Annotated in this window: 21 protein-coding genes and 1 pseudogene; 9 read left to right on the top strand and 13 right to left on the bottom strand. The window is 40.0% G+C overall.

Going from position 1 to position 24,511, the window contains the following annotated elements; translation table 11 throughout:
- Positions 1-47 precede the first annotated feature (47 nt).
- From cas1d to CDG79_RS29290, 8 genes are all read right to left on the bottom strand, one after another.
- Entirely contained in the window at positions 48-1,112 is a 1,065-nt protein-coding gene (gene cas1d, locus CDG79_RS29325) for a type I-D CRISPR-associated endonuclease Cas1d (protein ID WP_223278382.1), read from the bottom strand.
- Positions 1,113-1,329: 217 nt separating this feature from the next.
- Positions 1,330-1,923, bottom strand: coding sequence for a CRISPR-associated protein Cas4 (cas4, locus tag CDG79_RS29320; RefSeq protein WP_094345276.1), 594 nt, complete (start codon positions 1,921-1,923; stop codon positions 1,330-1,332).
- 31 nt (positions 1,924-1,954) lie between these two features.
- Positions 1,955-2,800, bottom strand: coding sequence for a CRISPR-associated endoribonuclease Cas6 (cas6, locus tag CDG79_RS29315; protein ID WP_094345275.1), 846 nt, complete (start codon positions 2,798-2,800; stop codon positions 1,955-1,957).
- Entirely contained in the window at positions 2,790-3,410 is a 621-nt protein-coding gene (locus CDG79_RS29310; RefSeq protein ID WP_094345274.1) for a 2OG-Fe(II) oxygenase, read from the bottom strand. The genes cas6 and CDG79_RS29310 overlap by 11 nt, the downstream gene beginning before the upstream one ends.
- Positions 3,411-3,486: 76 nt before the next feature.
- Positions 3,487-5,769 carry a type I-D CRISPR-associated helicase Cas3' gene (gene cas3, locus CDG79_RS29305; protein WP_094345273.1) on the bottom strand — a complete coding sequence of 761 codons (2,283 nt, stop codon included), beginning with the start codon at positions 5,767-5,769 and terminating at the stop codon, positions 3,487-3,489.
- A complete protein-coding gene (cas5d, locus tag CDG79_RS29300; RefSeq protein ID WP_094345272.1) occupies positions 5,762-6,520 on the bottom strand; it encodes a type I-D CRISPR-associated protein Cas5/Csc1 in 759 nt (252 codons plus the stop codon). Before cas5d ends, cas3 begins: the two co-directional genes overlap by 8 nt.
- 3 nt (positions 6,521-6,523) lie before the next feature.
- Positions 6,524-7,552 carry a type I-D CRISPR-associated protein Cas7/Csc2 gene (cas7d, locus tag CDG79_RS29295; RefSeq protein ID WP_094345271.1) on the bottom strand — a complete coding sequence of 343 codons (1,029 nt, stop codon included), beginning with the start codon at positions 7,550-7,552 and terminating at the stop codon, positions 6,524-6,526.
- A 19-nt stretch (positions 7,553-7,571) separates the two neighbouring features.
- The gene (locus tag CDG79_RS29290; RefSeq protein ID WP_223278381.1) at positions 7,572-8,978 is read right to left on the bottom strand and encodes a hypothetical protein; all 1,407 of its coding nucleotides are present in this window, start codon (positions 8,976-8,978) and stop codon (positions 7,572-7,574) included.
- 724 nt (positions 8,979-9,702) lie between these two features.
- Between CDG79_RS29290 and CDG79_RS29285 the strand changes: the two genes are divergently transcribed.
- The 3 genes from CDG79_RS29285 to CDG79_RS29275 are packed head-to-tail and all read left to right on the top strand — an operon-like array spanning position 9,703 to position 11,128.
- Positions 9,703-10,566: a helix-turn-helix transcriptional regulator gene (locus CDG79_RS29285; RefSeq protein WP_094345270.1), complete on the top strand. Its 864-nt coding sequence runs from the start codon at positions 9,703-9,705 to the stop codon at positions 10,564-10,566.
- 4 nt (positions 10,567-10,570) lie between these two features.
- On the top strand, positions 10,571-10,831 hold the full coding sequence (locus CDG79_RS29280; protein ID WP_094345269.1) for a DUF4160 domain-containing protein: 261 nt from the start codon (positions 10,571-10,573) through the stop codon (positions 10,829-10,831).
- A gap of 3 nt (positions 10,832-10,834) precedes the next feature.
- Positions 10,835-11,128, top strand: coding sequence for a DUF2442 domain-containing protein (locus tag CDG79_RS29275; RefSeq protein WP_094345268.1), 294 nt, complete (start codon positions 10,835-10,837; stop codon positions 11,126-11,128).
- Positions 11,129-11,194: 66 nt separating this feature from the next.
- Here CDG79_RS29275 and CDG79_RS29270 read toward each other — a convergent pair.
- Positions 11,195-11,568 (bottom strand): annotated as a pseudogene (locus CDG79_RS29270) (DUF5615 family PIN-like protein).
- Positions 11,565-11,825: a DUF433 domain-containing protein gene (locus tag CDG79_RS29265; protein ID WP_094345267.1), complete on the bottom strand. Its 261-nt coding sequence runs from the start codon at positions 11,823-11,825 to the stop codon at positions 11,565-11,567. The pseudogene CDG79_RS29270 and the gene CDG79_RS29265 overlap by 4 nt, the downstream one beginning before the upstream one ends.
- Before the next feature lie 718 nt (positions 11,826-12,543).
- Here CDG79_RS29265 and CDG79_RS29260 point away from each other — a divergent pair.
- Both CDG79_RS29260 and CDG79_RS29255 read left to right on the top strand, forming a co-directional pair.
- The gene (locus CDG79_RS29260) at positions 12,544-13,785 is read left to right on the top strand and encodes an aminoglycoside phosphotransferase family protein (protein ID WP_094345266.1); all 1,242 of its coding nucleotides are present in this window, start codon (positions 12,544-12,546) and stop codon (positions 13,783-13,785) included.
- Positions 13,786-13,859: 74 nt separating this feature from the next.
- Entirely contained in the window at positions 13,860-14,948 is a 1,089-nt protein-coding gene (locus tag CDG79_RS29255) for a T3SS effector HopA1 family protein (RefSeq protein WP_094345265.1), read from the top strand.
- A gap of 97 nt (positions 14,949-15,045) precedes the next feature.
- On the opposite strand, the gene xth is transcribed toward CDG79_RS29255, so the two are convergent.
- Complete coding sequence (gene xth / locus CDG79_RS29250) at positions 15,046-15,828, bottom strand: exodeoxyribonuclease III (RefSeq protein WP_094345264.1); 783 nt, start codon at positions 15,826-15,828, stop codon at positions 15,046-15,048.
- 455 nt (positions 15,829-16,283) lie between these two features.
- Between xth and CDG79_RS29245 the strand changes: the two genes are divergently transcribed.
- The 3 genes from CDG79_RS29245 to CDG79_RS29235 all read left to right on the top strand — a co-directional run bounded on the left by CDG79_RS29245 (position 16,284) and on the right by CDG79_RS29235 (position 19,114).
- Positions 16,284-17,354, top strand: a complete 1,071-nt coding sequence (locus CDG79_RS29245; RefSeq protein ID WP_094345263.1) for a glycosyltransferase family 4 protein — start codon at positions 16,284-16,286, stop codon at positions 17,352-17,354.
- A gap of 57 nt (positions 17,355-17,411) precedes the next feature.
- Entirely contained in the window at positions 17,412-17,597 is a 186-nt protein-coding gene (locus CDG79_RS29240) for a hypothetical protein (protein WP_094345262.1), read from the top strand.
- 494 nt (positions 17,598-18,091) lie between these two features.
- Positions 18,092-19,114: a zinc-dependent alcohol dehydrogenase gene (locus CDG79_RS29235; protein ID WP_094345261.1), complete on the top strand. Its 1,023-nt coding sequence runs from the start codon at positions 18,092-18,094 to the stop codon at positions 19,112-19,114.
- A 373-nt stretch (positions 19,115-19,487) separates the two neighbouring features.
- Here the strand turns inward: CDG79_RS29235 and CDG79_RS29230 are convergent, their stop codons facing one another.
- Entirely contained in the window at positions 19,488-21,104 is a 1,617-nt protein-coding gene (locus CDG79_RS29230) for an ArnT family glycosyltransferase (RefSeq protein WP_094345260.1), read from the bottom strand.
- Between the two features lie 648 nt (positions 21,105-21,752).
- On the opposite strand from CDG79_RS29230, the gene CDG79_RS29225 reads away from it, so the two are divergent.
- Positions 21,753-22,922, top strand: coding sequence for a hypothetical protein (locus tag CDG79_RS29225; protein ID WP_094345259.1), 1,170 nt, complete (start codon positions 21,753-21,755; stop codon positions 22,920-22,922).
- Positions 22,923-23,141: 219 nt separating this feature from the next.
- Here CDG79_RS29225 and CDG79_RS29220 read toward each other — a convergent pair whose 3' ends face one another.
- A complete protein-coding gene (locus CDG79_RS29220) occupies positions 23,142-24,458 on the bottom strand; it encodes a recombinase family protein (RefSeq protein ID WP_094345258.1) in 1,317 nt (438 codons plus the stop codon).
- Positions 24,459-24,511: the final 53 nt, after the last annotated feature.

Raw genomic sequence — 24,511 nt, 5'->3', positions numbered from 1 at the left:
GTGACAAAATGGAGATTTAGACCTGTGAAAAATTTGGCTGAAAAATGCTACCAGTCAGTTAGAGAAGTTTTGCAAAAGTCAGGGAATGTAGTTCCCTGCTGGCAAAATACTTCCGAAGTCTTCCGCCTCAAATTTGAGGCTGAACTCTTAGATGGGATAAAGAAATTGCTAGAGTGAATTTCAAAGGATTCTTGGTAAGTGCATTTGTTTCCCATGACTGGATGTTTGAAAGTTGATAGTTTCTTTTGTTGGTAGGCGCTAAGAAATATACGCAATCCTTCTTTGGTTAAATTTACAGCACCACTGAGCGGTTCGGTGGTAAAATCAGCTAAGGTTAGCGATCGCTTGTTAATCAGCGACAACACTACAGCATCCACTATTAAAGGACGAAATTCTTCCATCAAGTCCAAGGCTAGGGAAGGTCTACCATAACGCTCAACGTGTAAGTATCCTAGATAAGGATCGAAGCCAACAATATTTAAAGCACTTTGCACATCATGACGTAGCAATGAATACCCAAAGCTCAGTAAGGCGTTAACTGGGTCGGTTGGTGGGCGGCGGTTTCTGGCTTCAAATTTAAATTCTGGGGTTTTGATTAGCTGTTGAAAGCAACCGAAATAGGCTGCACTACCAGCACCTTCTAAGCCTCGGAGAGAATCAATACTGCTGGTTTTTTCGATTGGTGCGATCGCGTTTTCTAATCGAGTGATGTTATTATTCAGGTCGGTATCAGGATGTTCTCGCTGAGTGCGAAGTAAGCTATGGCGGTAATTTTTCAATTTACCGCGCACAAATCCTCTGACTAAATGTATTGCTGATTGTGATTCTCCTATAGCTTGCCATTGGGCTTTACGAACAAAGATATTTTTGGTAACTTCTGGTTCTAAACGCCCTAAGTATCGTCCGTTTTCTGTGAGAAATGTTAAACAAATGTGACGATCTAAAAGTTCACTTACAACTGATGGGGAAACGGTAGCCCGTCCTAGTACTACAATTCCCTCTATTTTAATTAAAGGGATATCTAAGATTGTTTTTTGTTCAGCTTTGACAGTGAGACGTTCGTCAACTTTGCCGATAAAAGCGTCAGTTTGTATTACGTAAACTGTTCCCATGATTTAATCCTTAATTAATTGAAAGTTATCAAATTCAATACAATACGGTTTGGTTCGCTTGTTTACTGCGCTAAGATCCCCCCAACCCCCCTTAAAAAGGGGGGCTTATGTTCTTCCTTTACCCCCTTTTTAAGGGGGTCGCCACAGGCGGGGGGATCTTATTTGAACAGTGTTGAAAGTCAATACGTCCTCAAATTAGAAGTTACCAGAGTATGATTTAATGTACTTCTTGATAACTTTTGACTTTATCAGTGGCTTTGGGCAAACATTGCGAATAAAGACTGCATCCTTTGCAGCATTTGCTGTAAACTGGTTTTGGCATTGCTCCGGTTTCTAAGAGATTTGTGACAGATTCAATAGTTGCGATCGCACTTTGTCGTAATTCTGCATTAATCTCTACTAATTGCCGTTGATGGGAGTGGGCATAATAAATATAACCAGTAGTTACAGGTTGTCCTGTCATCTCTTCTAAACATAAGGCTTGGGCGCAAACTTGCAACTCATCGTTATCCCATTCGCCTTTACGTCCCCGTTTATATTCGACTGGATAAACTTGAGCAGATTCGCCTTCAATTAAATCAGATTTGCCGATGAGTTTGTATTGCTCAGACTTTAGCCAAATTGCCCGAACCTGCCAAGTTTCTCCTCGCTGTCCTTCGCCTGTTGTGTGGACGCGATCGTGTAAAGTTGTACCTTCAATTGTGTATTGATTATCGGTAAATTCCCCTGCACAAAACATTCGCCAACAACGATGCGGACAATAGGCATATTGATTCAATGCCGCAATGGAAATATATTCGATGTTATTCATAACTTAGGTTGGTTTGAAATGATTATTGAAATTAGGGAGAATACAGCCGCCTAGACATACCCATACCCATTGTTGTTTTGCGACCAATTCCTGCATACAAAGCAAAATCAGCTAAGGCATTAAGTTGCTTAATTTGTATCGGTTCAATTTCTCCCAAAATCTTGTAGTTAACTTCGCCAAGAATGCCAATAAATTTGCTCCGAGAGTCGGCTAATATTTCTGTGTGAATATTGACAAATGAGGGAAATATTGACTCAATCGCAATGTGAGATAATTCTATGCCGCTGTACTTATTCCACCGCGAAAGTAGGGAATTGAAAACAGATTCTCTGGTAGGGAGGGTACTATCATACTGTCCTTGACGGAAGGCGGTAGGTGTGGAGAAGCTCAGGTTAATGGAAGAATTGCGATCGCTAGCTTCTTCGTATAATTGAGCATAAGTACTGGCATTTGCCCAAGGTTGAATAGATTGGGGTGTCCCTTGAATGCTGGTAATATACAAGTCAGCCGGGCCAAGATGCCAAGGGCGATTGGGATTAAGATTTAGCCAGAGTTGGGTAAGTTTGCCAAATAGAGTGTCATCTAATAAAGAGATGCGCCACCAACAAGGTGTTCCGGCGGGAATGGGTTGTTGATGTGAGTATTGCAATTTAGCTCCACCTTTACCTCCCTTCAAAAGGGGAGAGTTTGTATTACTAATTTGTAAAGGGGAGAGGGTGAAAGCTTTATCTGCGGTGGAATCGTGTAAGCGATCGCCCAATGTGGTATCTACAGAACTAACCAGGGTTAAAAATAGGGCGTGGAGATGTCTACCTGTGAGATACTGTGATGGAATGGGTGATTGTGGTAGCAAATTCAACACTAAACTATGAGGCATACTTTCTCTTTTTGGTTGTAGACTGAGTGCTTCTTGACTCTACAGTGAACTCAGGGATTTCCTGGAGTTCAGCATCACTCAAACTATACTGTTCACAAACGAGACTGAGGCGATTTCCTGGGGTTTTGACAGCGTTAACCGAATGGGTTAAATCACCTTGAAAATAAACTAAAGTATTGAATTGGGGCTTAATTTGCCCAAGTTGGCGTTTGTGCGATCGCAATACCAGTTCTCCCCCTTCCATATCCGCAGGTACGCGCACATAAAGCACACTGACAACCGCAGGCGGTTCAATGGTTTTGGAGTAGGAACGTAAGGAGCGATCGATATGCGGATCGACGCGGGAGCCTTCTTTGAGTTGTAAAGGATTGAGGTAAAAAGCATTACAACTCGGCTGGAGAGCTAAATCTAGGTAAGGTTTGAAGTAGGGAAACTGCTGTTCTACTTTTGGTAATCCAGAACGCTGAAACACTACGGAAAATCCTTTAGTGGCGACAAAATCGCGGTTGAGGTTGTTGATAGCAAAGTAAGGACAAGCTTGGATTTCTCCCCACAAGTTGTTTAGATAATCGCTGGGGAAGGCGTTGGTTTGTTGTTGATAGTGTTTCACGGGGGATATGAGAGAAATATGCTTATAAATCGATGTTCTACAAATTCTCGCACCAATGGTGCGAGAATTTAATTATTTATCCCGCAATAAAAACTTCATCATCTGGAAGACGTAATTGTTTAAACTTCATTGCCATTGTTAAAATTCCTGACAAGCCTGAAAAGAATCTATATTCTTTCTCCATATCATTGCAAACAATGTTTATTGGATAAGAAATAATTCCTTGCTTGTTTAATTGAAAAATTACAGCAGCATTTGTTCTGGGGCAAATAATTACTCCTGGTAAAAGATGCCTATTCAAAGATTGTATTTGGTCTGTGGGTCGTGTTCCTCCTCCAAGAGTGCGGATGATTCGACAATTTTTAAAAGCTGTTAATTTATTAAGTTCTGTACTGATAAATTCTTGCCAGTTATCAGTGTAGCGTAATTCAAAACTCAATTGATAAGTTTCAGTAGCACGACTGATGACTTCAATATAATCACCATTTTGGACAAATTCGTAATAGCGTAATAGGTGAAAAGGATCTAGTCTTGTTTCCTCCGATTCATCTAGAATAAAACCATGAGGATCACGAATGGAAAGACTTTCAAACAGACTAGAGCGAAAACTAAATAAAGGTGCATAGCTTGTACTAAAAACTTCAGCAAATTCTTTTAACTCAGCTAGTGCATCTTCATCTTTTTTAAATAAATCTACGTATTCGTGTAAAGTTGTACGTCCAGCTTGTAAGTCATCCCAATCTTCAGGAAATTTAGCCTTGATAAAGGTTCTGACAAAAGCCTGACCACCTTTGATATACCTCCAATCTTTTTTGATTTCTTTGGGCGTTTTTTTCGCAATAGTTTCAGCGCCTCGTAAAAGTTTCATTCTGTAGCGATAATCATCCCAAGTTCTGTTTCCTTCAAAAATAGATTTTAGAGTATTGAATAACTCCAAAATCAATTTTTCTTCAGCTAAACCTTCAAGCATTTCTTCCAATTCTAACAAGGGACGGGCAATTTCTAGAAATGCTTCTGAACGCCAGTAAGCTTTTAAAAAAGGCTTATCTAAACAGGGAAGTGTTTCAAGTAAGTCTTTTAGCGCTGTACGTCGCCCATTAGTATCTAGAGAGGTTAAACCTTCTTCCCAAGCGTTAGCAGGTAAGTAAGCAATAGCTTCTGAATCAATATTAGTTTCAGATTTACCCAATACACGCCCTACTCTACCAATTCTCTGCCAAAATGCGGCGCGATCGCGTGCTGAAAAAATCAACCAATCTAAATTTTGCCGTTTCGGTTCAGGATGTCTTTCAAAGTTAAATCCTACATCTACGGTGCTAGTAGCTAAAATAATTTGACACTGCATAGCCCTTTCTCTATCTTTTTTGGGTGCAGGGCCAGTTATACGCCCGATGTCATCACCAAGTCCTTGCTGTCGTAGTAAATCTGAGAGACGATTAATATTATCAAGAGAGTCAAGAATTACAGCCCCATTTTCATCAGGTCTTTCTCGAAAACGTTGGACAACTTCTGCTGCTAACTCTGCTAACCACTCTTCCTTACTATCTGGTTTTGGTCTTAATTCCAAATTAACTGCTGTTTGTGACGGTAAAAGATTAGTATTACCTGCTTCTCCATCAATTCTTGCTATCTTTACACCAGCCTGTTTTAAATTCTGCAATGCTAATTCACAAGCTGGTTCTGGTGTCGCTGTCAGCAATACTACCTTACGTCCGTTCTCGAAAAAGCGAAAAACTTGAGAATAAGCGAGATAAAACAGCATTCCAACTAGCTGTTTAGCATCGTAGAGGTGAAATTCATCAAAAATGACTGTCGAAAATTTGGTGTAAAAACTACTGGCGATATTACCTCTATCTAGGTTGTTATATGCAAAGAAAGTTGCATAGTAAAAGATATCAGGATTTGTGACTAAAATGATGGGTGTATTAGCCCCAACATCAGCAAAGACTGTAGCTGGATTCCGTAATACGTTATACAGCTTTTCCCCCGAACGACTGCCAACTTTATCGTTAGACCAGCTTTTAATATCTTTAGCAGAAGCTGATTTAACGATATGAGGTAAGTTAGCATCATTCACAAACTTTTTTGCTGCTTCTGTTTGCTGTTCAATTAAAGCATTAGTTGGAGCAATGTAAACAGCACTTTTATTTGGCTGATGTTTTAATACTGTTAGTCCTGCATTGGTTTTACCTGTGCCAGTTGGTGCTAAATCAAGGATAATATCTGCATCCTTAGATTGTTCAAAGACATCAACTTGATGCTGAAGTGCATTCCCCATAAAAGATAGTTCATCTGGCAAAGATGCACAAGCTGAAATACTGCGCGGTTCTAATCTGATAACTAATCTTTGATTACTCATTGTTACTTTCTCTACCGCAAAAATGTAACCCTGCTGGTACAGTCATTTCTCCAACTTGCCAAGCAGCACCCCGAAAACGAAGATTTTTAATGATGGGTGCAGGAGGAATAGAAATTAAATCGAACGCTAAAGCCTCTATTTGCTGTGGTAAATCAGCAGCATTTAGATAATGTTGACTTTGATATTCACCTTCTGGTAGTAGAGTCACAGAAAATTCATTCAGCACATTTACCTTGACTTTACTCATGAACTTACCAAGGCGAATATAGTTTGGTAATTGGTAATTTCCAAATACCAAAGTTTGAAATTTGTTTCTGCGTTCAATCATCCGCAGTCTTCCGGTTTGCGGAAAATTACTTGGTCTAAATGAACTTGGTTTTTTACCTTGGCGTTGTAATGGTAAATCTTCCCGCGCAGTAGCAACACGGTTATTAGTCATTGCATACCAGTAAGAATCAGAAAGAGCATTGAAACGTTCAAATCTGAATGTCACACTACCTACTGGTGAAGCTGGTAATATATAAAAATCTTGTGCGATTGGTTGTAAATCTTCTTTGTAGGTTGGTCGTCCGGTAGCCTGACCTTGGAGGCGATAGGGGGAATTTACTCTACCTAAAGCATAGGTAAGAGCATAATTCCCAATTACCCCCTCAGTGTAATAGGTATCAGACAACTCCCTAGAGGCAAAAAAGACTGGTTCAAGACAGTATAATTCAACAAGTTTTGCCTGCTGAAAAGGAATTGTTGACATAACCTAAATCTCTACTTCAACTGGTGTATTCTTGCCTTTCGCCTTAGCCTTTTTCTTTTCAGGTGCAACCTGACGGAAAGATTCATAAGATTGAGTTAAACGCTTGAGAAAATTATCACGTTCAGCTTCTGACCAATTAGTTTCTACATCAGTCAGCAAATTGGCTAATTCTTCTTCAGATAGCTGCACAGAAACCCCTCTCTTATTTTTCCAATTAGCAATTACTTGTTTGCTGGCTGTAATTAATTGATTAATATTCAAAGGATGTTCTAAAGGTTTACCTAATACGTCATAAGTAGCTTGTACAAGTTCTAGAGAACTAGGAAGTTCGGTAATACTACCAAATACACCTAATATCTCGTTTTCCATACGTCCAACACGACTGGAAACCGCACCGTAACGACTTGTGAAAAGAATATTACCGATGATATAGCGCAGTTCATCCGCAGTTACATCTTTTAGGGTGACGACATCTAGAAAATGAACTCCTGGTTTGATGTATTCGCTGGTATTTAAAGCTGTTGAGGCGTTACCTTTTTCATCGCGCATTGTACCAGTTTCGTAGATGGCGTTTATGGTGCGATCGCCTACAACATCACTAGCAGGTAAAATACTAAAAGCATCTTCAGTCCAAATGCGACTTTTTTGAGCGCCACCCCCACCAGCCGCGAAGCCGTAGAGGAAACAATCTACACACATTTCACAAGGTGCATTAGTATTTAAAGAACAAAGAGAGCCATCTTTCGGGTTGGTGTATAAAAGTTCATACGCTCTTAAATGTTCTCGTCCGTAGCGTCTTTCTGGTGCTACTTGTTTACGCTTAGTCATTACCAAGCGTTGAATTATAGTTTTTTGATTTTCACCCTCTAAACCAGCTTGGACAAATTCGCTACACATTGGCTCACCTGAACCTTCTGTGCGAAAGATAGTTTCAGAATGGGTTGTTCTTAAAACAACTAAAGTAATAAAACGTCCTTTGGGGAAGTTCTCATAACTTGTTGCTAGAACTGAAGAAAGTTTTGAAATGGACATGATGAAAACTCCTAATTATTTAAACAGTTGTAGTTGTTTCGACAGATTCATCTTCAGGTTGACTTTTGAGTTGTTTCCGTGCTTCTTGAAGAAAGAATAAATAAGCAGCTTCTAAAGTTTTTTGGTCAGATAAAAACTTTTCAGGACGTGCTGAATAAACCTCCTCATATAGTTTTCGTAATAGCTCGTAATAACGCTTGACCTGTTCATACTTTGTCGCACCTACGCCATGCTCACGGATACGGTCTAAGCGAGTATGATATTGCTGTACTAAAGCAGCAAAAATTACATCTAAACCCAAATAAGGCTTTTGAGAACGAATCGCAGCAATAAAGGCTGTAAACGGTTCTGCTTGAGCAGTTCGTTTAAAAGAACTTCCCCAAATTTTTCCCTCTGCTGCAACTTGAGCAGCTTCTCTAAGATATTTAGTTAAGAGTAAGTTTTCATCCGGCATAAAGCTCTCCAGTAAAGTATTTAACGGCTCACAAATGCGACTCCAAATAACGCTCAAATTTGGTTCATCTTGTTCCCGCAGAGTCCAACGTAGCAAGACATAATAAAGTTCAATTGATCTGACACAAGCACGAGCCAAATCATACAAACAATCATCAGCTTTCTGAATACTTGCAACAGATGTTGCTAGTTTGCCAATGCAACGTAGTCGCTCAAGAATTTTTTCTGCATCTTGGCGTTGCTGATATTGTCCATTTCCTAATAAAGTTTGCAGTGCAGAAGGAATTCCCTCTATTCGTCCATAAACATCATTAGATAACTCCACCTCTAGATTGCTACTCAAGGTAAAAGGAAAGCCAATATCTAAAGACAAGGAAATTTCTAAAGCAAGCCTCAGTGATTGTAGTAAAGCTAAAGAATTATTAACATCTCCCCAAAGTAAAGGAATAATGACAGATGTATGAACAAAATCAGGACGCTTTGGTAATGCTAAACCGACTACTTTGTTAGCTTTAAATTCAAGCTGATTATCTCTATACAATTTCAATTCATCAATAGTGACAGTACCACCTTCAGCATTTGTCGCTGCAAGTTGTTTTAAAAGTCCACGCCAAATCCTCAAAAGTTCTGGAGCAGAACCTTTAGGTAATGCTAAGTGCAAATAAAGCGGGTCTTGTTTGTTAACATTAGGAAAATTTGCGCCAACCGCCATTAATTGATAGGCTAAAGCTGCAATTGAATCTGCTTGTCTTTTCGGTTCAGCACTGATACCACCTGGTAAGCGATTAGAAAAAGCTTGTACCTTTGTACCAGGAGGCATATTATCTGAAATTAGCTCATCTATATCAGTAGAAGTAGAACCTAAAGAGCATCTTTGTCTGGGATTTGCTTCTACATAAGCATTTAAATCATTAGCTCCATTTAACCGAATAGCAAAAGGTAAATTTACCATTCGGCTAACGGCTGCAATCATTTCTTCAGATACTTCTGTTTCTTCAGATATTTGTGTACTTTCCTTTCTTAGTTGGAAAGATTCTTTTAGAGCTTCTTTTATACCCTCAATTCCTTTAACAGCAGCCTTAGCAGCAAATAAAGGTCGCCCATATTGACCGTTAAATGGCTCAATTGCAATACGTTGCTGTTCAGATATACCAGTATGATGAGCAATTTTATCGCAAACTTCTTTAGGGCTTAATCCTGATTCTCTATAACTGAGGTAAGCTGCTTTTAAACCTTCAGATATGGCAAATTCTTCTGCATTGCTTACAGCTAATAACTGAAGTTCAGCCGCTTTTATGAGTGCATCTGTACCAGCCGCTTCACCCCACTTAGTTACATCTTTAGCAATCTTATCTGATTTGTATCCAGCTTTTTTCCTTAGTAAAAAACTGATAAAGTTAGTTTCGTGAGCAAAAAAATGTTCACTGAGGTTTTTGAGATGTATACTAAAGAAGCCTTGAGACTACACCCTAATCCCTAGCAGGGATTGAAATTGTAGAAAAGACGTGATCAAGGCGTTAACATAACTTCATGAATCCCTATCAGGGGTTGCAAGCCAGGGTATAGCTCTGGCTTTTTTCGTATCTGCCTAACGAGTAACATTGTGTTTTTTGGTGTTGAAATTATTGATTAACTTGGTATACATATAAAATAGCTATAAATACCATTTGTGTCAATAGTGTAAGTACAATTTATAGATGCCCAGAAAAAAAGAAACGATTACACTGTCAATTCCGCCAGGAACTAAGGAAAAACTAGAAGCGATCGCTCGCCGTCTCAATATCAATTGGGGCAAAGAACCCAGTATTTCGGGGTTAATAGTAGCGATCGCACAACAATCTGTAGAGGTCGGAAAGCCCTTTACACTTGACTCTAACCAAGTTAATGCCTTACAGCAAGCGATTAGAGCTTTAAACGATGCAGGTCACATTGGAGAAGCGCAAACTGTACTTGCACTTTTGCTGGAACATGGCAATCTCGAAGCACCTCTTCGTCAATCGCTGATGAAACAACTTAGTCAACCTATCCAAGAATGGCGAAATACGATAGAAGAACTAAGTAAAGCCAAACAGCCTTTCTATCTGCTATATCAAAACTCTCAAGGACAGGAATTAGATTACAAAGTTCGTCATACTGAGGTGCGCTTTTTTGAGAAACGCTTTTATCTGATGATTTGGTGTGAAGAGACAGCAGATGTAGAAAACGATATCCCAGAATTACCCGAACTTTGGCACAATCGTTGCTTAAGCTTTGAGCGAATTAAGTCTGTTGTCCCTACAAGTGGAGATTGGCGGGGTGAACTTGATTATGTAAAAGTGCAATTACACTTTCGTGGTTGGCTAGCTAAAGCCTATCAACCGAAAGAAGATGATATTGAGGATGAGATGATTAATAATGTGCGTCAGGTGGTGCGGCGAGTAGCTAATCCCTTCTGGTTGATTCGAGAAGTATCACGGTATTGGGAAGATTGTGTGATTCTATCACCTGCGAGTCTGCGCGATCGCCTCAAACAAAAACTCCTCACCCTCTGCAATTTATACGACATCGAAACCAGAGGATGAAAGAATGCCAGAAATTAGCCGTTTTTTCGGAATTATCATCACGATGTACTATAACGACCATCCACCGCCACACTTTCACGTTCGCTACAATAACCAGAAAGCTATAGTCAGCATCCAAACCGTGGAAATTCTAGAAGGAGAACTGACTCCCAGACTCTTGAAACTGGTAACGGAATGGGCAACTTTGCATCAAGCCGAACTGATGGAAGACTGGGAACTCGCTAGAGACAATCAAACCTTACAGAAAATCTCCCCATTAGATTAAATCATGCTCAAAGATATTATTGCAGTTGAACCAAGAGAAAACTATCAGCTTCACATCCGTTTTGAAGATGAAATTGAAGGAATAATTGATATTAGTAAAATTGTTAAATTTACAGGTGTATTTGCGCCTCTGCAAGATAAAGAATACTTTGCTACAGTGTGCGTCAACTCTGAATACGGAACGATTCAATGGGAATCTGGAGCTGACTTAGACCCAGATGTTATTTATGCTTTAATTACAAAACAGCCGATTCCACAATATCAACTAAGTGCTGTTTCAGCTAATTCTGCTGATTGAAATTACAAAACCCTTAGTTGGATTTTATTTGGTAGATAAGATGTCTACCAAATTTAATTATCAGTCTTATTCAAATGATAGGTATTCCTTAATACTTTTACCTTGAAGCATCCACAACTTTCCAGTTACTTCTGCGGCATTTAGCCCCTGAATCAGTGTCTCTATTGCTTCTTGCCAAAATGCAAAATTAGGACGAGAGGGTAAGCGAATAATCACAATTCCTGGATAATCAGAAGGATTGTATTTTAGACGATTTCCAAATCCGCGATCGCAAGTAACTAAACATCTACCTTCACACCTACAAACATCAATAACTTCGGTTCTTCAGTATCTGGTGCAGAACTTAAACCTTGTCCTGGGACTGTTGCAATATCATGTCCTGCTAATTGCAATAAAGTTACAACGCGCAAGTCGATATTTTCATCTAGCTTTAATTTCACGCACTTGCTTCCTTCTTCTTTGTCAAAGGAAGTTCCACAAAAACATCCCGCGCCATCTCTGCACCATAGGCGATACAAGCCAGTACATCTTCTCTTTCTATACTTGGATAAACTTCAAGAACTTCTTCGATTGTTGTACCACCAGCTAAATAGTCCAAAATTAGTGATACCCAAATCCGATGTCCGCGAATGCACGGTTTACCGAAACAAATGTTTGGGTCGATAGAAATTCGAGACAGCAAATCATTGTCACTCATACTGCTTTACCTTTAATAGCGTCTAGTTCTAAGATATTGAATTTTCCTTCACCTTTTTCCCTCTCCGACTCGGAGAGGGACGGTTTTACATAGTAAAACCAGGGAGAGGTCTTTTTTCGCTCAACATACTTGACAAAACTACATTTCCATAAGATGCACTCATGTAACCGTTATGTGCGATCGCCTCTAGTCATGTACACTACGTAAGTAAGACAAATGACCTAATAACAAGGCTTCCAGACATCAATTCTGAAAATTAAAGAAAAAAATAATTACTAATTGCCTAAAAATTCCGGTTTTTTTGACTTTGGGATGATAAATAAAAATAATAGCGTTGAATGTCATGCTTCCCTCTGCGAAGGATTACTGAAATTCTTCGCTGCCTTCAGGATGACTACTCACCACCAAATAACATCTGCCGCCAATCAGTTTTTTGCTGGAGATTCTGCTACATCAAAAGGCTCTACCACAAAACTTGCTCTAGATGTATCTAAGTAACTATGCTGATAAAGTGTAAAGATGTCACCGGATCTAGGAGTGAATTTTAAAGCAATTGTAAAGGAATTTGTACCATTTTGGCAGGTTTTTATCGGAAAGATGGGATATTAGTAGATTGTACAAATCTTTATTGTTATTCATTATCTACCCAAAACTGCTAAGTACAACCAAATACCGACACAGATAAGTTTAAGTAATTTAATGAAGTAGGAAATAATACATGGTATTATCACTGTCTTCTCATAACGTTATTCAGTATCTGCAAGAAGCGGGGCTGTGTAGCTCAGAAGATGACGCATCAGATAAATCTGAGTTGCCAGGAAGTAGTAAGAACAATTCCGATTTACTCGTGACTCTAGCAGATAATCGGAAACTGCTCATTAAACAAGAACGTAACGTTAAAATCAATGACGGCGCTCCTCGTGAATTGTTTCAGGAGTGGCTATTTCATCAGTTGCTCCAGCAGTTTCCTGTTCTTGGCAATATTTCCGCGATCGCACCGTTGGTAGTTCATTTTGATGAAAAAAATTTCATCCTTGTCCGTAACTACTTAAGTGAATATCGGGAACTTGCGACATTCTACCACAACAATGAGATTTGTCCACAAGAAATTGCTACAGCCATCGGCACTACTTTAGCGGGACTCCATCGCGCAACCTACAACCGCCGAGAATATAAGGATTTCATGGCAACTGCTCCCCAAGGAGAGTTTCGCTATGGCTTTTACAATCCGGCGCAAGGGGTAGAGTCAATTGGCCCGGAGATTTTTGGCACAGTTCCCACGGATGCGCTGAAATTCTATCTACTCTACCAGCAATCGGAGAGTTTGGAATCTGCGATCGCAGATTTGGCTTATGCCTGGAATCCTTGCTGCTTGACTCACAACGACCTGAAATTGAACAACATTTTGGTTCATTCCAGATGGGATAAACTAGACAATTGCCTAGTAAAACTAATTAATTGGGAAGCTTGTTCTTGGGGAGATCCAGCTTTTGATTTAGGTACTTTACTAGCAAGCTATTTAGGAATTTGGCTCAATAGCCTCGTCGTAGATCCCACCATTGAGTTACAAGAATCTCTACATCTGGCGTTGACACCGTTGGAGAGTTTACAACCTTCAATTATTGCTCTAATTAGAGCTTATCTAAATGCTTTTCCCATGATTTTAGAATACCGTAGTGACTTTATTGTGCGCGTTATTCAATTTGCGGGGCTAGCACTGATTCATCAAATTCAGGATATGATTACCTGCCGGAAATCCTTTAATAATGCTGATATTTGTATGCTGCAAGTGGCTAAAAGTTTACTCACTATGCCGCAGCAAGGCGTACTGACTATTTTCGGGATATCAGAGTCAGAAATCCTTAACCCTGTTGGAAAAGTTCATAAACTTCCTCAGCCTGTAAAGGAGCCACAGCTACTTCGACTCTATTACGAAAAAAACCGGCTTCGGGGTTGTTAATAGCAGGGAGTAGAACAACTCTGAATTCTGACTCCTGAATTCTGTTTTTTAAAGTTTGAATTCTAAATGGATTAATGCTAAATTACTCTATCAATCAACCACTAACTTCTCTATTCGACATTGCTAAAAATATTCAGATTGAGTCAAATTTTTGTATTTATCATCCCAATTATCAACCCTTTGCTCTACCAACGAAAGTAGCAGATAGATTTCAGCAAAATTCTGTAGACTTACAACAGAAATATCTCAGCTTATTGCTGCGAAACTTTCTTTATGGGATCTATTACAATGGCTCTCTACAAAGTACCTTAGCAGTCAATAGTGATAGTAATAATTGCCCGCCAAAGCAGAATTTAGCAGATAATTCCATCTTAGAAATTGATTGGAACTTTTACGAGCATCTACACGCCAGTAATCACGGCATAGGTTACTTTGACCCTCGATGGGAGGTTCTGCGGAAAGAACCTGATGGTACTATGGCCGTGACTAAAGGCGGTTTAACACTTTATATTGAGCCAGACTGCCATCTAAAATCCAGCAAGAAATCTACCAAAGTGGGAGATATGGTGGCAATCTGGATGCCCAAAAATCGATTGCAAAATGGCTGTTACTTAGCAGTTAGTAATGTTGGACAGGAACAGCAGAGCAATCCTGATGCTGATTTGGGAGCAGGGCGAATTTACTTTAACTTTACGCCATCTGGTGCGATCGCTCTCATGGAAAGTCTGACACTGCAATTGAACGCAGCGTCAATTCCCTTTAGCTTTCAAGTTCTTCACAATCCCTGTGCATACGGACGCTATGATTCGGGGCTACTCTACTTTGAACTCTCCGACTATCCAGCAATTCGTACAATCCTTCAGGCTATTTATCCAGAAAACCAATCCCATTTCCAGCCCGAAATCCCTTTATTTACAAAATTTTTAGCCCCAGGTTTAGGTTTAGCCGAGGAACCAACCCAAAAATTTGCTGCACAAGAAAGTTTTGGGATGAACCGTTGCCAAATTGTCGCTAATGCTTTGTTGGAAGCTTGGCAAAAAGGCAAAAATGCGATGGAAGAACGGATGAGAGTTATTGACCAACACTTTGCGCGACACCTAATAGATTTACAGCGTCCTTATCTCAATCCCAGTTCTGAGGATATATATAAGCCGTTAAATTGATGGGGAATGGGGGAGAAGGGGCAAGAGGGCAGGGAGCAGGGGGAGCAAAGGAAGAACTACTGATTATTGAGCCATCCCCAATTCCCAATGCCCAAATTCAAAATTCCACAATTACCGGCGTATGGTCGCTGGGTTGGGTTAATTTTCTGGGTGCGGCATCAATGACACAACTTGTAGCACGCTCGTACAGCACGGGTGTGAGATAGTGATGGTCAATCCGCCAACCTAAGTTGCGACGGAAGGCGGCGGCGCGATAATCCCACCAGCTATAGTTTCCGCCTTCTGTGGTGAATTTGCGGAAAGCATCGGCAAATCCCAGTTGCAGAATATCCCGTAAGGCTTGGCGCTCGGTTTCTGTTGCCATAATGTGATTTTCTGTACTCACTTGCTCGTGAATATCCTTGTCTTCTAGGGCGATGTTGAAGTCACCGCACACACATATTGCAGGTTCTGACAGCACAAGCAGTCGCAAATACTCGTGTAGCGCTGTCAACCAGCTCAGTTTGTATTCATATTTTTCAGTTCCGACTGCTGCACCATTGGGAACATATAAATTAACAATCCGAACACCATCAATTACACCTGTAATTACCCGCTTTTGCTCATCCCATTCGTGGTGTAAATCTGGCAAAATCGCCCTAAAACCGCTACTTACGTTTAAAAGTGGCTGGTGGCTAATCAGGGCTACGCCGTTATAAGATTTTTGTCCAGATATATAAAGGTTATAGCCCAACTGCTCAAAAGGCGATCGCGGAAACTCAGCATCCGCAACTTTGGTTTCTTGCAAGCAGAGAACATCAACAGGATTATTAGTTAACCAATCAGTAACCTGTTCGAGGCGAGTGCGAATTGAGTTGACGTTCCAAGTAGCGATTTTCATTAGTTATCAGAATTTTTTGTAAATTAATAATTACAAATTATGTAATTATTGTACAATTACTTAATATTTATAATTTCTTTTCCATTTGCCAATTACGTTTAAACAAACCTTTAATCATTTGATCCCATTCAATATTTTAGTATTATCAGCTACCAAATATTCAATTTTGTAAGTTCTGCTACAAAATATTCTACTTCATTATGATCCCCAAGACAGATGCAACAAGTAATTGATTTGCTATAGGTTATAAATGTAGCTCAGGGTTGACTTTTGCCGATAGTCCTTTAGATTTGTCGGTAAAAGATTTGCTAGACGGTTAACCGTTATTGCGCTTTTGGTAGCCTGTTAGGTTAATTTAAATTTCAAAATAGTGAGTAGAAATGCTCTGTTCTCATACAATAATGATGCAACTCATCATATTGAGGACAATTTTATAGACTGAACCAAAAAAACTTATGAAAATCGCTCAAGTTGCCCCCTTATGGGAAAGAGTTCCACCTCTTAGTTATGGAGGGATAGAACTGGTAGTGAGTCGCTTGACTGATGAACTTGTTAGTCGCGGTCATGAGGTAACTTTATTTGCCTCTGGTGATTCTCAAACTTTGGCTCATTTAGAAGCAGTTTATCCACGGGCATTACGCTTAGACCCAAATGTTAAAGAGTATGCAGTGTACGAAATGCTAGAACTAAGCCGAGTTTACCAACGTGCTAAGGAATTCGATCTTATTCATTCTCATGTAGGGATTTCGGCACTACCTTTAGCGAGTTTCATAACAGCAACTTCTACAGTGCATACCCTGCACAATAATTTTACAAACGACACCCGTCATGCATTTAGCTACTACCAAAAGCAACCTTATGTCAGTATTAGTAACTCGCAGCGTCAAGTCGATCTAAATTATGTTGGCACGGTTTATAACGGAATTGAGCTAGCAGATTATCCATTCGTAGCCCAACCGTCAGAACCTGTATATTTAGCATTTTTAGGTCGTTTTTCGCCAGTAAAAGGGCCACACCATGCGATCGCTATTGCAAAGCAGACTGGTTGGCATTTGAAGATGGCAGGAAAGGTTGATGTCGGAGACTCTGAGTTTTTTGAACAAGAGATTGCCCCCCACATTGATGGTCAGCAAATTGAATATCTAGGTGAAATTAACCACGCCGAAAAAACTGAACTTCTGGGGAATGCTGCCATAACTCTTTTTCCCATTAACTGGCAAGAACCTTTTGGGTTAGTAATGACTGAATCAATGGCAACTGGCACACCAGTTATTGCCATGAATTTTGGCTCCGTACCTGAAGTTATTGCCCACGGGAAAACAGGTTTTATCTGCAAAAGCTATGCAGAAATGGCGGCAATGATTCCCCTCGCTTTGGAACTCGATCGTCAAACCTGTCGAAAATATGTAGAAAACAACTTTAGCGTTAGCCAAATGGTTAACGGGTATGAAGCTGTTTACAGACAAATTATTAAAGACCGCATAGAATCGAATGGTCGCATTCATGCTACCAAAATCAATTTTTAATCAACTGATTTTTTTGCTGAATTTAAAACAACAAATTTTTTTAAGGAGGATATTGGTATGAGTACGAAAGCCAACACCTGCCCGTGTTGCAGTGGTTCCCTCCTGCGTCATGCCCGTCACGGTGAACTATATTGGTTTTGCCTGTCGTGCAGACAAGAAGTGCCACTATTAACTGCTACTCGCTTGCCTAATGTGGAAACCCGGAACACCGGAGTGCTTCCCCAGCCAGTGGTAAATACTTAGTTTTTGCAATTTGTTTAAGTTAAGTTAGCAAGGGCTGTCATTTGTCCTTGGTCATTAGTCATTAGTAAGGGCTTTATACCAATTTAATGTGAAGCTGCACTAAATGAGTAACTCTCTATTCTTGGCGTACTTGGCGTACTTGGCGGTTCGTTTAATAAATATTCTGTGCATCTTCATACAAAATTGGTATTAAGCCTGTTTACGTTTCGTAATATATAGGATTACTATTTGATTTTGAACGAAATTAGGTATTGTAGAGTGTGTTAGAACAGAGTTCGTAACGCACTATGATCGCGGGTTTGATGCGTTACGCTGTCGCTAACACATCCTACGTATATTTTCAGGAATTAAACCGGATTCCTATAATTTGGTTTATTTCTACCAAGTTACCTAGATTAATAAAATTTGACTAAAAATCAAGACTGATTTGTTTACACCTATCAATTAGCTCAAACTGGTAAAATCGGATGGAGCTAATTGATAGGTTTTAAATTTTGTTAGCAGCGTTACTTTATGGGCAAGAAGATTTACGCTTAGAAAAAGTTGCTGACCCCACTCCTGCGGCTGGCGAAGTTGTGATGCAAGTGGAGACAGCAACAACTTGTGGTACAGATTTGAAAGTCTGGCGGCGTGGTGGTCATGCCAAGATGTTGAAACCGCCGACGCTGTTTGGTCATGAAGGTGCTGGGCGAATTGTTGCCTTGGGTGCAGGGGTTACAAATTGGCAAGTGGGCGATCGCATCGTCGCTAATAATTCCTCCCCATGCATGAAGTGCTTCTTTTGTCAACGTCAAGAGTATTCATTATGTCCGAATCTGACCTGGAATAATGGTACTTTTGCAGAATACTTGAGAATTCCCGCACCGATAGTACAGCATAATTTATTGCATATACCCGATGAGTTGCCGTGGGAATTGGCAGCCATGACGGAACCCTTAGCTTGTGTATTGCATGGTGTAGCCCGTTCTAATATCAAAGCTAAAGATAAAGTAGTCGTCTTAGGAGATGGGGCGATCGGGCTGATGTTTGTGGCGGCGTTGAGTGAGAAAGCCGAGGTTTTGCTGTGGGGAGGTAATCACCATCGGCTAGAAATTGGTCAGAAATTGGGTGCAACCCAGACCTTTAATTATCATCAAATCTCGGATATTCCTAGTGTGGTGAAAGAACTTACCCAAGGATGGGGCGCAGATGTAGTTATTGAAGCGACAGGTGTACCAAGTGTTTGGGAAACTGCGATCGCCTGCGCCCGTCCTGGTGCAACAGTCAACTTATTTGGTGGATGTCCACGGTATACCAGCATTACTCTTAATACAGAACAGCTGCACTACAGCGAACTGACCATTAAAGGCGTGTTTCATAATACACCTGAGTATGTGCGGGAAGCATTGGCACTGATCGCTAGTCGCAAAATTTCCTTTGAGTTACTTATTAGTGAACAGCGGCCATTAAAAGATTTAGAACAGGTGTTTGGTGAAATGAAGGCACGACAGGTAATTAAGGTAGCAATGATTCCTTAATTTTTTGCAGAATATAGTAGATGCTCTGAGTCTAGCCAAACAATACCCATTAGCGCTCTTTTATGACTCTGATTAAAGAAAAAAATATAGGTTGGGTTGAACAAAGTGAAACCCAACAAAACCAAGGATTTTTCGTGTTGGGTTTCGTCCCTCAACCCAACCTACTCGTAAATTTATCAAAGCCTTAAAAATCAAGGGTTCTGAATTTTTATTTAACGAGAGTAATAGAAGAGCGTTAGACTCGAATCCACATCAGGGCGAAGAGGGCACAAGGGGAATACCAATGCCCCTCATCAGTGCTGAGTTCTGAGTTCTGAGTTCTGAGTGCAACGGGATAGACCAATGCCCAATGCCCAATGCCCAATGCCAAAACTCAAAGACGATTAGTTTCTTTTGTAACTAACTTCCAGCCTTCAGCTTGATCAATTAGCTTCATTGAATCTAGTTGGAGATTGTTGAAAGCAGATGCATGAAGCAGAAAGTATGGTTGCCCGTTGTAGTGCCAATAATACTCCAGTTCGCCAACAGAAGCGGGAATGATGGTGCGATCGCTATAATAATCCAACGAGGGACGATGGTAGGGAAAAGACGTGTAAATCTTCTTCGTAGCTGGATTTGCCCGTACAATCATTGCGGCGACTGGTTTAACTGGATAAGCTTCAGATAATTCCCAAACCCAGTAGTTAGATTTCATTAACAGCAGCAGCGAAAGATAACTTCCCCAAAACAAAATCTTCAAAAATTGCCCGTCGCCTCGTTCTGCCAAAATAGCCGCTAAGGTCATTGTTAAGGCTACTGCTGCAAAAATCAGTTGTAAGTCTGTTTTTGGTGTACCCCAACTGAAATAAATGCTACCAGCAGAAGCGACTACTGCAAGTATTGCTAAACCAGCAACCCAAGCGCGGGGATAGGATGAGAGTAAAGGCGAATTTTCTGTATCTGATAATTGGATACCAAAAGCTAAAGCTAAACTAGGGTAAATGGGGAATAAATACCAGGGAACTTTGGCAATCATGAAAGAAATTACCAGCAGATAAACACCACTCCACGCCATTACTAGCTTTGCCCAGCTAAGGTTGCGATTTTCCCAGGTTAAGCGGACAGTTTGTGGTAAGAATAATAACCAGGGCCATGTGTATTTGAGAAGTTCAATAACATAGTACCAAGGGGGTTGAGAATTCCCCTCTGCAACAGAGCCAATTCGGTCTAGTGATGGGTTTACAACGCCAATCTGAGCGAAAGTGTAACCATAGTGAATTAGTTGGGCGCTATACCAAGCAGCTACAGGCAGAATACCAATGAAGATTGCTAACCACAGATAGTAACAAGTGAGTAGTCGTGGTGTGTCCCAAAAGAGAAATACGATCGCGATCGCACCTAGTAATACGCCTAGCAATCCTTGAGTTAGGCAAATCAGCCCAAAACTAATACCAACACCAAGACAATAACGTAAATCTCGGCGCGATCGCAGCACGCACAACATCATCACCATCAAAAAACTTACCATCGCCCCATCCAACATTGCCAGGCGCCCATGACGCACTACAGGTAGCATTGTTAGATAAATCAAGGCGCTATAAATAGCAGCCCAACGTTGGCGAAATATCTCTCTAGCAATGCAATACAGTAAAGGGACAGATGTCGCTGTTAAAATTGCTCCAGGCAAGCGCGTTGTCAACTCATTTTCGCCTCCTAGAGAATAAGCCCAAGCAATGAGCAAATGCATCAAAGGTGGCTTGTTATGATATGGTTCACCTCCTAGCGTTGGGTAAAGCCAACGCATTGAACCTGCTGGAGCGTGCCAAATTTCACGAGCAACCTGTGCCACAGTCCCTTCATCCCAATCTCGCAATGGCAATCCTCCTAGATTGATGCTAAACAGTAACACTGCTGCCAACAGCAATACTATTAGCCATACCCAATCAATCCATTTGCCAACCGTGCGATGCTGTTTTTCTAGATGACTCCAAATAAAGCTTCCTTCTTGCATATTCTATGTTAATCATTTTACTTGCTGGTTTGATTACATAGAGACATCTAGCGAATCTCCAATGCTGCCATCCAGTAGCAACGTATATTCTTAACAATTGCTAGTTTCCAAGATTAACTCAACTTTATCTAATTAGCGCTCTTTTTTGAAAAATTTATCTTAGTTAGTGAAATAACATATAATCCGATAAATGATAAAAAGAATACAACCAAGAAATTATTTATTACCTGGTTATTAGTCCGTAAATTAACTTGTATTTTATTTTAAATGTAATGCTTAGTTTCATTTTTGTCTGCTTAGTTTAAACTAGCTATATTCAGCACGATATGAATTAATTGCTACAGTTTTTAAATGATGTGCTGAATGTTTATAGAAATTTACTTTGATTTTCAAATTTTTCTTCTTGGCTTGTTCGTCATATCGTTTGGTGCATCTTCATAGAGAAATTGGTGTCAATATAAGATTTCAGTTTCTCAAGAACAATTCACGACTATTGTAGAGATGATTGTTAACTAAAATTCCAAATTAAGAAGTTTTGGCATTTTAAATTTAATTAAGCGATTATTTAATTGAAATATCTATGTTATACAATTTTCTCAAAGGATTTTTTACAAAAATAACCAGCTAATAAATTATTGGAGCCTATCAATGAATTTACCTGTGGTTGTAGATATTACTCTTGGCTTAGTTTTTATTTACTTAATTTTGAGCTTACTAGCTTCTGAAATTCAAGAACTGATTGCCACATTATTACAATGGAGAGCTAAACATTTAAAACTGTCAATTGAATTACTTTTGTCAGGTGGTAGTGAAAGTGACAAGTCAGATATTATTAATGCAATAAAGTTAGTCCAAACACTTTATAACGATCCTTTGATTAATACATTGAATCAACAAACCAAGGGAAAAGTAGAAAAGCATTTTCGGAGACTTACTAAAAATCCTGACGAACAAGTACTAGAAAAACAAAGCGGCCCTTCCTATCTTCCTTCTGAAACATTTGCAATTACTTTATTAGATACATTAAAAATTCCCCAGCTAATTAATTATGTAAAACATCCTAGTGAAGAAGCAAAAACCAACTTGAATCTGATATTAGCCTCTTACAAAGAACTTAAAAAAGGCATTAACGATCCAACAAGTGCAAGTTACACAAAGATTCAAGAAGTTTATGGAGATATTGACCAGAAATTTGTAGATTTTATTAATAATGAGTTACCAGATGAAGTCCCTGATAGTTTAATCAAAAGCCTTGCTGTGATTGCTCAACGTAGTAGGATAAAGGTTGGCGATCTCACAGAAGAAATAAATCAGTTTAAAAATGAAGTCGAAACATGGTTCGATCGCTCTATGGATCGAGCTAGTGGTGTTTATAAGCGCAATGCCAAAGGAGTTGCTATTTTAATTGGAATATCAATTGCCTTCTTAACCAATACTGATACATTTCACTTAATTAAAAGACTGTCGGAGGATTCAGTTATCCGCTCTACCATTGCTCAAAGTGCAAGCCAACGAATCGATTATATCAACGATCCAGCAGCCAGAAGGGACATTGAAAAACTATTAGGCAATGCTTCTATACCCATTGGATGGCAAAATATTAATCAACAGTTTGAGTTATTAGATACTACGAAATCGAATCTGGTTTACATTAGAATTTCACAGGTTATCAAATTAATTTGTGGTTGGGTAGTGAGTGGTTTTGCTATTGCAATGGGTGCGCCTTTTTGGTTTGATATCCTCAATAAAGTTATCAATGTGCGAAATGCAGGGCCAAAACCTGTTGCGTATACGAAGGATCAACCATCTCAGAAATAGTCAATTTTAGCCAGGGCGAATAGAATGATGCCTCTGGCACGCCTGCCGTAGGATGCCAAAGGGCTGTAGGGCGAACGCGGCTATACAGACAAAACCCACCTTCAATGGTTAAGGCAAGAGACGCGATGAATCGCCGTCTTTACAAGAATCAGTCCTTTGTAGAGACGGCGATTTATCGCGTCTGGCGATTTATATATGATTTATAGCCGTCCCTTTAATTTAAAAAATAAAAATAACTTGGAGTTTTAATTCTTTATCCTCAAGAGTAATCTCAATTTTTCTGATAAATTCTCGAAAGTAAAATCGTCGCTCTGTTTCCGACAAATCTAACCAAAATTGTGGTATGGAAACAGCTTGAGCAACAGAACGCAAGTTAACTGGGGGAAGCGTCGCCAACTTTGCTTCGAGTGCAGAAATTTCTGTGCGGAGTTTGTAAGCCCTTAGCTTTGCTGTTTCAACATCTAAAATTCCAGTTTCAATTAAACCGGGTAACTGAGCAAGTATTTCTTGCTGACGAGCGATCGCTTGTCCTAAACTATTCTTGACTGCATCCAATTGCGGAAAATTCATCCCCGCTACAGCTAAGGGTAAGTCACGACAAACGGTTTCAATTGTATGTTCCAACACCTCTTGGTAGGGAATAGCCTTACACTTGGGGCGTTGAGGACAGCTAGTAGAACGTAAATAAAGATACTCCTTATCTTGGTTGCGTTGGGTGACACGAGTAACCGTCAGATGTGACTGACACTCAGCACACACAACCAATCCAGCTAAAGAACGCCTAGCACTAGCAGTTCGGGATGGTAAACGGCTGTTACGGCGTAAAAGTCGGTCAATTTGGGCTGCTTCTTCCTTAGAAATTATCGGAATGTGGGTATTGGAAATAATTTCACCATTTTGGTAAGCTGTATTGCCGCGATAAACTGGATTAGTTAGCCAGCGTCTTCCTGTGGTTACAGAGATTTTTTTGCTGTATTTTTTCGCCAAATAACGAACTGAACCTCGCAGGGAACCATAGAGTAAAAAGTGTTCAAAAAAATCTTTGACTACTGGTGAAGTACTGCGATCGATATTATATTGTCCCTTACCTCTGCGATAACCGTAAGGAACTTTACCGGGTGGCGGTGCAACTTCAAGCCGATTACGGGCGTGTCCTTGACGGATGCGACGACTGCGTTGTTGACGTTGAATTGCATTGAGCAAATTTAGCAAGTCAGCGCCGAGAGGGTAATTTTCGGAAGTGTAGGGTTGTTCAGTGGCAATTATCGCTACTCCCATCGCTTCGAGTTGATGCAAGCGATCGCTAATTTCTTCTACAGTATCCCCTAATTCTTCCAATCGCCGAATCAAAAGATAATCTGCTGGTTGAGTTTGGCAATCGGTAAATAATTGTTGTAATTGCGATCGCGCAGCGTGTCCAAAAGACTCTCGCTTGCCAAAATCTTCATAAACCCGATCCACCTCCCATCCCCAATCAGCTCGATCGGGAGCAGATTCTAATAGCGGATTGGTATAAGAGTAGGCAATTATTTTCATTACTCATTACTCATTACTTATTGGGAATTGGGCATTGATTATGCTTCTTATCT

The sequence above is a fragment of the Nostoc sp. 'Peltigera membranacea cyanobiont' 232 genome, from assembly GCF_002245985.1.
In the GTDB taxonomy this organism is placed as follows: Bacteria; Cyanobacteriota; Cyanobacteriia; order Cyanobacteriales; family Nostocaceae; genus Nostoc.
The sequence above is the reverse complement of the archived record's forward strand: the minus strand, read 5'-3'. Positions and strand labels throughout refer to the sequence as shown.